Genomic DNA, 13,102 nt, shown 5'->3' with positions numbered 1-13,102 from the left:
AAATTACTTATGTGACAATCTATAGACCGTCAGATAATTCATTTCACAAGGCCAGAGGGAGGAAGGCGTATTGTAATACTTCAACGACCGATAACGCAGTGAAATTATTTATGTGACGGTCTATAGATCTCGTTATATCTGAAGCAATCTACTATATGATCATTTACCATGCCGGTAGCCTGCATAAAGGCATAGCAAATTGTGGGACCGACAAATTTAAACCCTCTTTTTTTTAAATTTCTGCTCATATCCGAGGATTCTTCTGTTGCTCCGGGAATCTCATCCTCATGCCGCCATGCATTCTTTTTCGGTTTTCCACCTGTAAACATCCAGATATAATCGTTGAAGCTGGTGAATTCTTTTTGAATATCAAGAAATAATCTTGCATTACGCACAACAGATTTTATTTTTAAACGGTTTCTGATAATAGATTTGTTTTGCATAAGCTCTTCGATTTTATTCTGATTATATTCCGCTATTATTTCCGGGTTGAATCCTGCGAAGGCCTTGGCAAAATTATCTCTTTTTTTCAGAATGGTTATCCAGCTCAGTCCGGCCTGTGCGCCTTCAAGCACAAGAAATTCAAACAGGGTTCGGTCATCATGCACCGGGACGCCCCATTCCGTGTCATGATATTTTACATAAACCGGATCATAGCCCGGCCATTTACATCGCTGCTTCATTTTACAAGCTGTTTATTTTAAAAGGTAAAACCCTATGGCTTTGTCAGATGGGTCCGATGGGTCAATTGAGAAGAATTCGGCACCTATTTTCAACCCATTGATATTTTTTATTATAACCTCTTTTTTTATCAATGTTTTTTGTTTATCGTCCAGCCGGAATTCCACAAGAATTTTATCATGAAGGCTAAAGTCATGCTGAATATTCAGAGTGAATTGTATTCCTGTGCGGGATATATCGGTTACCTTTAGTGTGCCGCGGCCCACTTCCTCTAAAAAATTGGCACCTATACTGGAAATAATATTAACATATATTCCGGGAAAATTCGTTTTTTTTCTGTAATGTTTTCTTTTTTCCAGGATAGCGTTATATGAATGCCCGCAGGGGCAACTGCATTTAATTTTGGAAGCTTTGTCAAGATTTTTGTATTTTGAAACATCAACATTTCTTGATTTTTTACATTCAGGGCAGATAAAAACAGCTATATTATTTTCGTTTACAAATATTTTTTCCAACATTATGATGCCTCAAAAATTAAATATTATAGAAAATATTATAGAAAATATTATAGAAAAAATTAGATTAATTATAATAAATAATCCTGCAAATAATATTTTGCAAGTTATTTTATTTCAAGGTTGATCGGATATTGATCAAAAAGGATATCTTATGACACACAATAGCCAAACCATCTCGTTAGCAGGAGCAATATGTTGCAAAAAGTATTCCGACTGGCATGATATTTTATCTTCCAGCATAACGACTGCTGATGTGCTGGCAAAATATTTGCCGGTAAAAAAACAAAATATTCGAAAAATAACCGAAAAATTCCCGATGCGTATAAACCCTTACTATTTATCTCTTATTAAGTCTGTGGGTGATCCTGTCTGGAAGCAGTCCATACCGGATATGAAGGAGATAAATCTCCAATTAGGAATGGAAGATCCCCTTGCTGAAGAAGCTCAATCTCCAGTTCCGAATCTGATTCACCGCTATCCTGACAGGGTCCTTTTTATGGTTTCGGACCAGTGTGCCATGTACTGCCGGCACTGCATGCGTAAAAGAAGAGTGGGGACCCGTTTTTCAGTAAATGATGATACCATAAAAGACGGTCTGGCCTATATCCGTTGGAACAGAGCGATACGCGATGTTTTAATTTCAGGCGGCGATCCTTTGCTGCTTGAAAATGAGGTGCTTGACAATATTTTGTTGCGACTACGCGCAATAGATCATGTTGAGATAATTAGAATTCATTCGAGGGTGCCATGTACTCTTCCCCAGAGAATAACCCGGGAGCTTGCCGGGATTTTAAAAAAATATATCCCTCTGTATATTAATATACAATTTAATCTTTATGATGAAATTACCCCTGAGGCAACAAAAGCCTGCTCAATTCTTGCGGATGCCGGCCTGCCCCTTGGATGCCAGTCAGTGCTGCTAAGGGGAGTAAATGACACACCGGCGGCGATAAAAAAGCTTGTGCATGGTCTGCTCAAGATCAGGGTAAAACCATATTATATTCATAATGCCGATTTTGTTGAGGGAACCTGTCATTTTCGTACATCCGTCAAGAAGGGTCTTAAAATTATGCAGGAACTTTATGGTCATACGTCCGGCCTTGCAGTGCCGCATTATATGATCGATTTGCCGGAGGGAGGGGGCAAAGTACCGCTTGTCCCAAAATATATCGTGGGAGCAAATAATGGTAATTTACTTGTAAAAAATTATGAGGGTAAAACCTATAAGTATCCTGTATAAAATTTTACTTACTTTTGGACAGAATTCTGATGATTTTTGGTTTGTAAGCATCCTTTTCGGCCAGTTTGTCAGACGTTAATCTTATTACAATAATCGCGAGGAAAAAAAATAGAAACCCTGAAATTGCAGACATTACCGAATCATTGTAATTGTAGATAATGGCAAATTTATGGCCCACAACGGCGCCTGCAATCATGCAGATAATCGGAAAAACATACAGCAAAAATAAGGCCTTTAATAATGAGGATGTTTCAAAACTGAGCACAACCCGATCTCCTACTTTAGCGCCTGCCGGATTGCGGGCCTCAACAATCATTTCTTTTCCGCCTTCCTCCATGACATTACAGGAATCCCTTGAGGAACAGGACGCGCATGAACTGCTTCTTGTTGTTTTTGCCCAGGCAGTGGCGGCATCAATTTTTGTTATTATGCCTTCTTCAGTAGCCAAATTAAACACCTGACCCGGAAAAGACCGGAAGTATTATCGCGTGTCCCGTAAATCTTGATACTCGTAGAAAGCAACTTGTGACGCATGTTTACTGCTAAAAATTTGCATAAACAGTATCAAGACTTCCGAAATGTGCTATAGGTTTTAACTAAAATAATTAAATGTTTTGTTAAACAATACCTTCGCCAAATTAAAAAAACAGAGAAAATCAGCTTTTTCTGTTTTTGTAACGTGTTGATTTTGTTAATGTTTAAAAAATAATTTTTTGTAAAAACAGATCAAAATACAAATTGGCGAAGGTATTGTTAAAGGCTTAAAACTTAAAACCTAAAATCTTAAATTTTATATATGATTCTTTTTTCAGTAATAATGATATCCACATGCCGGTCATGTGATTCGGTCGGCACCTGTTTTATAATTTGATCCTCAAAAGCAATGCCGACCTTTCTGGCAGTAAGAGGCAGTTTTGGGATAAGCCGGTCGTAGTATCCATCGCCGAACCCTATTCTGCTGCCTTTTTCATCCAGTGCAATTCCGGGGACAATTGCAATATCTATACATTCCACGGGGACAAGTTTACATTTTTCAGCATCAGGCTCTAAAATACCTCGTGAGCCGATTTTTAAATCTGTTTCGACATTATCAATTTTCAGCAATTTTATTTCATGATTTTTTGTGCCAATTGCTGGAAGAATGACGATTTTATTAAGTTTTAAGGACTTTTTAATTATCTGTTCCGTATTTACTTCGTTTACGTTATTTATATATAATAATACAATTTTTGATTCAAAAAAATTGGCAAAATCAAACAACCTGTTTTCTACTGCTTTGGTTTTATCAGCTAACTCACTATCAGAAAATGCGGAAAGTGTTATAGAAATTTTTTCGCGGATGACACGTTTTTTTTCTTTCACTGCCTCCATTTATGTTCTCCTGAACCATTTTTTATATTTATGTTTCATGGTAACATGATTAACTTTTCATATTATTTCAATGAAACCCGACCAGCATTGACAAATCATCCATTTCTAAATTGACTTTGCATATATAAAATTTTGAATAAAGTCAACCTATAATAATCATTGACTAAATAACCTGCAAATTGTATTTTTCCATATTATCCTATAGGATTTCAGATAATAACCCGATTTTAAAATTTGACACAAGGCCAGAGGTGATAGGGGTTCAAAATCTTGAACCCCTACTTCGACGACCGATAACGCAGTGAAATTATTTATGTGAGAATCTATATATGTCTCAGACTTTTTAATGAATACGGGAATTGTTATGCTGGACATAAAATATGTAACCCAAAATTTGCAGAAAGTTCAAAAAGCGCTTTCCACACGCGGGAAAACAGCCGATCTTGAAGACTTGAATTCTTTCAATGAGCAGCGAAAAAAAATTTTACTGGAACTTGAAAATCTCAGGCATCGCCGCAACGTGGTCTCGCAAGAGATTGCGGCAATGAAAAAAAAGGGGGAGGATGCAGAGGGCATTGTCAATGAAATGCGTACAGTTTCATCCAGTGTCAAAAATCTGGCGAACTCCTTATCCGAAGCAGAAGAAAAAATTAACATTATTGTCATGTCATTGCCCAACCTACCCCATGCGTCTGTGCCCCTGGGAGAGGATCCTTCCGACAATCCGGTTCGATATATTAAAGGAAGATTGCCTGATTTCGATTTTAAACCTCTGCCCCACTGGACCTTGGGTGAGCAACTGGGTATCCTTGATTTTAACAGAGCCGCCAGGATTACAGGAGCCCGCTTCCCGCTTTATTTCGGCCCTGGCGCAAGGATGGAAAGAGCCTTGATAAATTTTATGCTTGACCTGCATACTGAACGTCACGGCTATAAGGAGGTTCTCCCTCCCTTTATAGTGAACCGCGGCAGCATGACCAACACCGGGCAGCTTCCCAAGTTTGAGGAGGATCTTTTCAAACTTCAGGGATTGGATTATTATTTAATTCCCACAGCAGAAGTCCCGGTAACCAACATACATCAGGGTGAAATCCTTGAAGAAGAGAACCTTCCCGTTTTTTATGCCGCTTATACTCCCTGTTTCCGTTCAGAGGCGGGATCTTATGGTAAAGATACAAAAGGATTGATACGACAGCACCAGTTTAACAAGGTGGAACTTGTTAAATTTACTACACCTGAAACATCTTATGATGAACTGGAGAATCTGCTTAACAATGCGGAGACTATATTAAAACGACTTGAAATTCCCTATCAGGTTATAGAGCTTTGCACTGGTGATCTTGGTTTTTCAGCAGCAAAAACCTATGATATTGAAGTATGGATGCCCGCTCAGAATGTTTACAGAGAGATTTCTTCCTGCAGTAATTTTGAAGCATTTCAGGCAAGGCGGGGCAATATCAGATTCAGACGAAAGGGTAAAAAAGGGACCGAGCTTGTTCATACTTTAAACGGTTCCGGGCTGGCCGTGGGCCGGACAGTTGCGGCGGTAATTGAAAATTTTCAAAAAGCCGACGGCTCGGTGGCAATACCGGAAGCATTACAGCCCTATATGGAGGGGATGAAAAGGATAGAGCCATGCGGGTAGAAGATTTTCCGGAAGATATCAGACCTTTTATAATACCCGGGCACAAGGGTAAGCTTATATATCGCTGCCTCGATTGTAATCGAAAATTCGGGATCGAGACACTTCTTTATACCTGCCCGGAATGCGGGCAGATCCTGCTGATTTATGATGAAGATTTTGAACATTTGAAACAGATCCCCGGGAAAACATGGCGGCGTATTTTCGATTATCGAAGGATGCTTAACAAACCGGCCTTAAAAGGTATTTACCGTTATCATGAATTTATCGGCCCGGTGTTGCCCCTGGAAACGATTCTCTATCTTGGCGAGGGACATACTCCTGTGATAGAGGCCAATTCTTTTTTGCAGGATAAAGTTGGAGTCAGGTTTTTTTTTAAAAACGACGGCCAGAATCCAAGCGCTTCATTTAAGGACCGGGGCATGGCCAGCGCTTTTAGCTATATAAATTTTTTAATTCAGGGAAAGCATGTTGAAAATGTGCTGGCAGTCTGTGCTTCCACCGGGGATACTTCCGCGGCGGCGGCTCTGTATGCCTCATTTTTGCAGCCCTTGGTAAAATCTGCGGTTCTTCTGCCCCATAAAAAAGTGACTCCCCAGCAGCTTTCACAGCCTTTGGGAAGCGGTGCGGCCGTATTTGAAATACCTGGTGTTTTTGACGACTGCATGAAGGTTGTGGAGAGCTTGTCGGAAAGATACAATGTGGCGCTTTTAAACTCTAAAAATGCGTGGAGAATTTTAGGCCAGGAGTCCTATTCGTACGAGATCGCGCAGGAATTTGAGTATGATATGGATCAAAAAACAGTAATATTGCCTGTGGGTAATGCCGGTAATATTTCTGCAGTTATCAGCGGATTCCTCAAATTTTATGATGCCGGCATTATCGATAAACTTCCAAGAATTATCGGAGTTCAGTCGAAACATGCAGATCCTGTGTATCGATATTATCTTGAACCTGATGCAAAAAAACGTAAATTCGTGCCTGTAAGAGTAAAATCGAGCGTTGCCCAGGCAGCTATGATCGGCAATCCTGTTTCCATGCCCCGGGTCATACATCTTGTTGATCTTTATAACAAAATTTCCGAAAAGGAGAATCTTTTTTTTGTGGAAGTCTCCGAGCAGTCTATTATGGACTGGGAGCTTATTGCAAACCGTAACGGCCATATAGCCTGCACCCAGGGAGGTGAATCACTGGCCGGTCTTGTTGAAGCATCCAAACGCGGATTAATCGGCAAAGATGATGTGGCCATACTCGATTCCACCGCTCATGCCATAAAATTTTCCGGTTTTGCGGATACCTATTTCAACGGCAGCTTTCCAGCTGAATTTAATATTATACCGGATCTCGAGCTTATCAATACTCCCGTACTTATCAAACCTGGAGATTTACAAAAATTTCCAGCCCCGGGAAAACCCCTGGAGGGAGATGATTTTAATATCTTTGTAAAACGCGTATCCGATAACATTGCTGAATATCTGGATCTCAGGCAGGAGACCGCATGCAAAAAAAAAGGCTAAGGAGACTCTGTTTTTTAACGGCCGGGATTATATCAGGATGTCTGCTAATCTCATTTTATGCTTACGGCGCATTACTTTATAAAACCTATATGGTGCGACAAGTCAGCGGCATAGATATTTTGTGCGATCCGTATGTTGTGCAGAAAAATGACTGGATTCTTAAAGTTTTCAAACAAAAAGGCGAGATATCACACAGGGATTTCCCTGAATTCTTAAGCATATTCAAGAGTATAAATCCTCACATAAACAACTTGGACATAATACGCCCCGGCCAGCATATACTCATACCCTTAAGGAAGTTGTTGCCTGGAGCAATGCCGGGGCAGGCTTCAGGAATTATTACCATTCCCTTTGTAACCATAATGAGCGTTTCCGAACTGCTTGCCAGGCATACTACCGGATATAAGGTGAAAAAGGGTGATTGCGTATCAAAACTTATTACTCAAAGATTCGGGGTATACGGCTCGCAATCGTATAAAGACGGCCTTAAACTTTTTAAGCAGGTTAATCCAGAACTATCTGATATTAATCGAATTATAGCCGGCCAAACAATTAAAATTCCGAAAGCATCCGTGCAGAATGAGTCATGGTATGCTTCCATTTTTGACAATTCAAAAGAGTTTATTGCTGGTTATGATAAAAAACCCAAATCAGATATTTCTGATACTTCTAATACTATTGCACTCAGTACTTTTGAATCTAAAGAAAGCAACGATGAACTAAAATCACCTTTGGCAGAGGCTGCGTCTATTCTTGAGGCCAAACTTATTAATAAAGGTATTTACCATTTTCCCAGAAAAAATAAAAAGGATATTGAACTTAATCTGTCACATTTCCCGGTGCTTGAATTTAATGACGGGCAAAGGGTCATCTATACCGGAGAGAAGGGGTTTTCAGAATCTCAAAAAGAGATTATTAAATCACATTGGAAAAACTTGAAGTTTGCAGCGGTTTCTGGAGAAGCCACTTCCGAGCAAGTATTCGATGCGGTATTGGAAGTAATTAAAAAAAACAATTCAAAAACCGTTTTCTCATTTTCAGATAAGGGAGTGAAAGTAATAATACGGGCTAAATGGATAATCGACAAACCGGCCGGACCAAATCAAATACCGGGCCAGGGAATGAATCATGTATGTATCTTCTGGATTGATAGTATTGATCAAAAAATTCCTGATTCAATCCTGCAGTATTTGTTTCAGCATAATATAATAGTTAAAGAGTTGTTTCGCGGCAATAAAGAGATTGAACATCCACCTGAAGACAAGTTGTCCGAGTATGGTGAAAATATTATCACCTTAAGTGTTGCAGATCATAAATCATTTGTGAGTGATTTACTTGCAGCTTTGGATTATAAATATATTCCGAATGTTCATATTACTTTTCCATATGCCGGTGTTCAAGTAAAAACCATATCGAATTTTATATCGACTAATAGTGGGCATCCTCTGCTTGTGGATTACGGAAATTTTTACGGAGATTCAGTTGATGCAATAAAAAAATCGGGTTTTGATATAGTGCAGATATTTAAAAATGATTCTATTGATGCTGTATCGAAAAAAATTTTGAAGGCTGTCGGCATTGTATATAAAAAAAATCCAATATTTCATGCCGCACAAAAACCGGGACAGCACAATATAGATTTAATCATATCCGGTTTTCTTATTAACACCGAAACTGATGAAAAAGTATTGCTTGCCGGCCATTTCCTTGACAATCAAATTGTTCAGTTTTTAAAAGACAAAAAAATCAAACTTATTATTTGGGAATAATATGATTAGAAAATTTTCTTTTATAATATTCACTATTTTTATTTTATTTTTTGTTTCATGTACCTCCTACATAGCAAAGCAAAAAAAACAGGGGGAAGCCATCCGGAATTTGGGCGAAGTATACATGGCAGAGGGGAAATATACTTTAGCCTTAAAAGAATTTTTTCGGGCGGAAGAGATATATCATAACGACCCTTTCCTTCATAATGACTTGGGCGAGGTTTATATGGCAAAAGGGAGGAATGATCTTGCAATAGCCCATTTTAAGGAAGCTGTTAAATTAAAGCACGATTATGCCCCGGCTATGAACAACCTGGGCACGGCATATATGGTAAAAGGTGATTGGGATACGGCTATAGATTATTTTCAAAAAGTTACAAAAGATCTACTCTATGTCACTCCGTATAACCCGCTTTCGAATATGGGATGGGCTTATTACAAGAAAAAAGAATATAAACTTGCAGAAAAATACTATCTTGATGCTCTGGAACTTCAGCCGGAATTTTTAAAAGCCCTGTTGGGCCTTGGCCAAACGTATATTATGCTGAACAGACTGCCGGATGCAGTTTCAACGCTCGAAACGGCTGTTGCAGTTTATGAAAGGGATGTCGAAAAATCAAAAAAAGATGATAAACTTTCTCCTCGGTCCGCTGTGTTATATTTTGAGCTGGCCAGAGCATATCGGCGTTCCCAATCATACACAAAGGCTGTTGATGCATATAACAGGATTATTGAACTTTTCCCGGGCAGCAAGCAGGCAAAAGAGGCTAAAAAAAAGGCTGAAGAAATATATTGAAACTTGGCATCCCTCATTTATCGTTGACACTTTTGAAACAACAGTGGGATACAAATAAACACAGATATAGACCGTCACATAAATAATTTCACTGCGTTATCGGTCGCCGGAGTATTATAATACGCCTTCCTCCCTCTGGCCTTGTGAAATTAATCATCTGACGGTCTATAGGTTTGTTTGGGCTTGGTTTTATCTTGGGCCACTTAGGGTTGAGTTGTGAGTATTGAGAAAAAACTTTACTGTATCTTTATTCTCAATACTCATCCCTCATATCTCAAAATGGCTGAGATTAAAACAAACCTCGTTTATTTTTTAAAAAAAAGTGTAAAGTACTTTTGAAGTGATATGTCAGACTTTTCCCTCTATCCTTCATCCAAAGGATAGCATATCCCTGCGCCGTCGTGAGCGCTTTTTTCCGAATATGTAATCAAAATAGTTGAGGTATCTTTTTCAGTACGCAGAACAAGGAGCATTCCGTATTGAACAGGGGGCAGCAACACGGCTTGGTTTGAATTGGCGCTGATTTTTTCTTTTTCCTGATAAAATATGCTGTACCGCTGGCCTGGTTGTATTCCGTCCTTTGTTCCCTTATCTATAAATGCAATATCATTCTCCCCTATCATAGCTTTATGCTCTTCTGAAAGAATAATTCTTCCCTTGAGTCCTTTTATACTTTCGGTAATGGCAATTTCAGATTTAATAGGTTCATACGGCATAAGCAGATCATAAAGATTGGTGGCCCGGTAAGACTTTATAACCTTGCCGACAGCAAATCCCGCCTCTTTGTTTACGATTTCCGCGATACCTGTAAAATAGTGCTGCACCCCCGGGTAGGGTGTAAGGTTTTGAGCCCGCACCGGTTTCATAGTTCTGTAAATATAATATTTTTTACCTTCTGGGAGGGGAATCCCCCCCTCTTCTCTGATATAAATAATATCCCCTTCATTTATCATTGCCTTTTTATCTTTTACTTTCAAAATGGTGCCGGACGGCTTGGCGGCATCACTTTTTATAAAACCCGCCTGATCGATTTTAGAGTAATAATAATATACCTGCTTTTTTGTTGATTCTATTTGATGTATTTTTTGTTTGATGATTTTATTTTCGGGTATGCTGCCTGTGTCCTCTTTAAGGTATAAGCGTATCCGTTCGCCCGGATAAATCCAGTGCGGATTAGGCAGCTGTTTGTTTTCCCGCCACAAATCAGGCCATTGCCATGGAGAGTCGGAAAATTTTTGGGAAAGATCCCAGAGAGTGTCCCCTTTTTGAATCGTGTAGTAAAAGCCGTTTTCATATTCAATTTCTCCAACCCTTTCTTCAGCGCAAAGGTTTAAAGAAAAATTAAACAATAAAGCGCACATAATCATTGCGCTGACAAATGTCTGAAATTTTAATTTGCAATTCATTCCGGTCTCCCAATTTTGTCTCTTAATTCTGATTACAATTTTTTTTTGCGGGGCTGATTAATCCCAAAGCAAGCATAGTTCCACTAAAATTGAAAGCAAGATTTATTCCATTCAATTAAAAATTAAAAATTAAAAATTAAAAAATTATAGAATTGAGGTACAATTTTGTCGGTGAGGCTATATAGATTTTCAGGTAATTACCCTATCTTGAAATTTAGCATAAGGCCAGAGGGAGGGTTCAAAATCTTGAACCCCTACACCAACGACCGATAACGCAGCCAAATTATTTATGTGACAATCTGTAGTAGGTCGGACCGAAGTGAGTGAACTTGGGGGGGAGTGAGCCCCCCCCCTTATGTGCGCAAGAGGGGCTCATTTGCAAGGGTCTTAGTATATTTCTTAGACCTCTTCAACGGTTATGGCATCTGCTGGACAAACCTCTATACAACTCTCACAACCCAGGCATTCGTCAGCATTAACCGGTGAGGATTTTTCATCTACCATCTCGAATACATCTACTGGACAGACGTCAACACATTCTTCACAACCTTCGCATTTGTCTGCATCTACTGTTGGAATAAAAGCCATTTATCAAATCTCCTTTTGTAAAAAAAAAAAATCAAGGCGGATAGCCTCCATAATTTATCCATAATTGTAAAAAGCCTTATACAAATTATAATCAATAGTCAAGTAAAATTAGGTAAGAACAGCAATTCTAATTTTGGAAGATTGTGGCACATCATATTGTAGCAACGCTATGCTTCATAATCTATATATAGATAAAAATATGCCATAATTAGAATTGCTGAGGTAAGAACTTTGATGGAAAAGCTTAAAAAATATTAGCATTGATTTGCATATTCACACGTGTTACGTACCCGATAAAAAAAGTGAAATCTTTATCAGGGAAAATCTAAAATTGGTATTAATTTAGTATGATTTTAGAATATTATATACTTATCATTGGTTATATTTTCGGTTTTTATATGGCGTGGAATATTGGGGCCAATGACGTTGCAAATTCCATGGCATCCGCTGTCGGTGCCAAAGCGATAACGATCCGGCAGGCAATTTTTATTGCTGGGATTCTGAATATTGTCGGGGCCGCATTTCTTGGCTCACATGTTACTAATACCATCAGAAAAGGTATTGTTTCCACCGAAGTTTTATCTGACCCTCACCTTGCTCTGATAGGCGCCCTCTCCGCCCTTCTTGCCTCTGCCCTGTGGGTTAGTTTTGCCACCTGGAAATCGTTGCCGGTCTCAACAACCCACTCCATAGTCGGCGCAATGATTGGATTCGGAATAATGGCCGGCGGTTTTTCCGTGATCAACTGGGGCAAGCTCGCAGCTGTTATCTTGAGTTGGATTATTTCACCGGTATTCAGTCTTGTGATTGCGTTCATTATGTTTAAAATCATAGTTAAATTTATTCTTTCAAAAAAGGACGCTATGGCCTGGGCCTTCAAGCTGGCGCCTTTTTTTATCGGCCTTGCTTTTTTCGTGATTATTTTATCATTTCTTTTTAAAACGCCTCTTGGTAAAAGATTTGATATAGATACATACTCGGCACTGCTTATAGCATTTATTCTTGCCGTAATAACCGGATATGCAGGTTTAAGGCTTTTACGGCGCTTTCTCGGGGAAAAGTCTAATTGCGTTGAAGAAATTTTCAGGCGGATTCAGATAGGGACCTCCTGCTATGTAGCGCTTGCGCAGGGCGCCAATGATGTAGCCAATGCAATCGGTCCGCTGGCGGTGATCTACTTTCTCGTAAAAACAGGATCAGTCGGCGCAACGGTGCCTGTTCCGCTTTTTTTGCTTTTATTCGGCGGCATTGGCATTGCTTTGGGAATTGCTATGGCGGGCCACAGGGTTATGGGCACTATCGGCACCAAAATCACCACCTTGACCAATACACGCGGTTTTTCGGTCGATTTTGCCGCAGCAACGACAGTGCTGATAGCCTCAAAATTAGGCCTGCCTGTTTCCACTACTCATGCTGCTGTGGGCGGAGTCTTCGGCGTGGGAATTGCGCGGGGGTTTGAGGCAGTCAATTTCAGTATTGTGCTTCAGATAATGCTTTACTGGATATTAACAGTGCCGGCTGCCGCGATTACCAGTATGATAATTTTTAAAATTCTTCAACTTATATTATAAAGG

General features: G+C 39.4%; 12 protein-coding genes. 6 read left to right on the top strand and 6 right to left on the bottom strand.

The genetic code is table 11. From position 1 onward, the window contains the following. Positions 1-104: 104 nt before the first annotated feature. Together BuS5_RS16980 and BuS5_RS16975 are read right to left on the bottom strand one after the other, a co-directional pair. The gene (locus BuS5_RS16980; protein WP_027353007.1) at positions 105-683 is read right to left on the bottom strand and encodes a DNA-3-methyladenine glycosylase I; all 579 of its coding nucleotides are present in this window, start codon (positions 681-683) and stop codon (positions 105-107) included. A gap of 12 nt (positions 684-695) precedes the next feature. After that, positions 696-1,199, bottom strand: coding sequence for a PilZ domain-containing protein (locus BuS5_RS16975; RefSeq protein WP_027353008.1), 504 nt, complete (start codon positions 1,197-1,199; stop codon positions 696-698). Between the two features lie 151 nt (positions 1,200-1,350). Between BuS5_RS16975 and BuS5_RS16970 the strand changes: the two genes are divergently transcribed. Then, positions 1,351-2,439 (top strand): KamA family radical SAM protein, encoded by a 1,089-nt coding sequence (locus BuS5_RS16970; RefSeq protein ID WP_084445602.1) that lies wholly within the window; start codon positions 1,351-1,353, stop codon positions 2,437-2,439. Positions 2,440-2,443: 4 nt separating this feature from the next. Here BuS5_RS16970 and BuS5_RS16965 read toward each other — a convergent pair whose 3' ends face one another. Both BuS5_RS16965 and BuS5_RS16960 read right to left on the bottom strand, forming a co-directional pair. Next, positions 2,444-2,887 carry a SoxR reducing system RseC family protein gene (locus BuS5_RS16965; protein WP_027353010.1) on the bottom strand — a complete coding sequence of 148 codons (444 nt, stop codon included), beginning with the start codon at positions 2,885-2,887 and terminating at the stop codon, positions 2,444-2,446. 335 nt (positions 2,888-3,222) lie between these two features. Further along, positions 3,223-3,810, bottom strand: coding sequence for a 5-formyltetrahydrofolate cyclo-ligase (locus BuS5_RS16960; RefSeq protein WP_027353011.1), 588 nt, complete (start codon positions 3,808-3,810; stop codon positions 3,223-3,225). Positions 3,811-4,174: 364 nt separating this feature from the next. On the opposite strand from BuS5_RS16960, the gene serS reads away from it, so the two are divergent. The 4 genes from serS to BuS5_RS16940 all read left to right on the top strand — a co-directional run bounded on the left by serS (position 4,175) and on the right by BuS5_RS16940 (position 9,534). Further along, entirely contained in the window at positions 4,175-5,455 is a 1,281-nt protein-coding gene (serS, locus tag BuS5_RS16955) for a serine--tRNA ligase (protein WP_027353012.1), read from the top strand. After that, the gene (gene thrC / locus BuS5_RS16950; RefSeq protein ID WP_027353013.1) at positions 5,446-6,969 is read left to right on the top strand and encodes a threonine synthase; all 1,524 of its coding nucleotides are present in this window, start codon (positions 5,446-5,448) and stop codon (positions 6,967-6,969) included. The genes serS and thrC overlap by 10 nt, the downstream gene beginning before the upstream one ends. Next, positions 6,951-8,738 (top strand): LysM peptidoglycan-binding domain-containing protein, encoded by a 1,788-nt coding sequence (locus BuS5_RS16945; RefSeq protein WP_027353014.1) that lies wholly within the window; start codon positions 6,951-6,953, stop codon positions 8,736-8,738. Before thrC ends, BuS5_RS16945 begins: the two co-directional genes overlap by 19 nt. A 109-nt stretch (positions 8,739-8,847) precedes the next feature. Next, positions 8,848-9,534, top strand: a complete 687-nt coding sequence (locus tag BuS5_RS16940) for a tetratricopeptide repeat protein (protein WP_198012176.1) — start codon at positions 8,848-8,850, stop codon at positions 9,532-9,534. Positions 9,535-9,896: 362 nt separating this feature from the next. Here the strand turns inward: BuS5_RS16940 and BuS5_RS16935 are convergent, their stop codons facing one another. Continuing rightward, complete coding sequence (locus BuS5_RS16935; protein WP_027353015.1) at positions 9,897-10,940, bottom strand: LysM peptidoglycan-binding domain-containing protein; 1,044 nt, start codon at positions 10,938-10,940, stop codon at positions 9,897-9,899. 399 nt (positions 10,941-11,339) lie between these two features. After that, entirely contained in the window at positions 11,340-11,528 is a 189-nt protein-coding gene (locus BuS5_RS16930) for an indolepyruvate ferredoxin oxidoreductase subunit alpha (RefSeq protein WP_027353016.1), read from the bottom strand. Positions 11,529-11,926: 398 nt separating this feature from the next. On the opposite strand from BuS5_RS16930, the gene BuS5_RS16925 reads away from it, so the two are divergent. Next, on the top strand, positions 11,927-13,099 hold the full coding sequence (locus tag BuS5_RS16925; RefSeq protein WP_232223007.1) for an inorganic phosphate transporter: 1,173 nt from the start codon (positions 11,927-11,929) through the stop codon (positions 13,097-13,099). The last annotated feature ends 3 nt before the right edge of the window (positions 13,100-13,102 follow it).

This window comes from Desulfosarcina sp. BuS5, assembly GCF_028752835.1.
Classification (GTDB): Bacteria; Desulfobacterota; Desulfobacteria; order Desulfobacterales; family BuS5; genus BuS5.
This window is presented reverse-complemented; position numbering and strand designations above follow the sequence as displayed.

Excerpts from the sequence above, each read along its gene's own strand:
- BuS5_RS16935 (WP_027353015.1), bottom strand. The coding sequence starts at position 10,940 with ATGAATTGCAAATTAAAATTTCAGACATTTGTCAGCGCAATGATTATG.
- BuS5_RS16960 (WP_027353011.1), bottom strand. The coding sequence starts at position 3,810 with ATGGAGGCAGTGAAAGAAAAAAAACGTGTCATCCGCGAAAAAATTTCT.
- BuS5_RS16930 (WP_027353016.1), bottom strand. The coding sequence starts at position 11,528 with ATGGCTTTTATTCCAACAGTAGATGCAGACAAATGCGAAGGTTGTGAA.
- BuS5_RS16975 (WP_027353008.1), bottom strand. The coding sequence starts at position 1,199 with ATGTTGGAAAAAATATTTGTAAACGAAAATAATATAGCTGTTTTTATC.
- thrC (WP_027353013.1), top strand. The coding sequence starts at position 5,446 with ATGCGGGTAGAAGATTTTCCGGAAGATATCAGACCTTTTATAATACCC.
- BuS5_RS16980 (WP_027353007.1), bottom strand. The coding sequence starts at position 683 with ATGAAGCAGCGATGTAAATGGCCGGGCTATGATCCGGTTTATGTAAAA.
- BuS5_RS16945 (WP_027353014.1), top strand. The coding sequence starts at position 6,951 with ATGCAAAAAAAAAGGCTAAGGAGACTCTGTTTTTTAACGGCCGGGATT.
- BuS5_RS16970 (WP_084445602.1), top strand. The coding sequence starts at position 1,351 with ATGACACACAATAGCCAAACCATCTCGTTAGCAGGAGCAATATGTTGC.
- serS (WP_027353012.1), top strand. The coding sequence starts at position 4,175 with ATGCTGGACATAAAATATGTAACCCAAAATTTGCAGAAAGTTCAAAAA.
- BuS5_RS16925 (WP_232223007.1), top strand. The coding sequence starts at position 11,927 with ATGGCGTGGAATATTGGGGCCAATGACGTTGCAAATTCCATGGCATCC.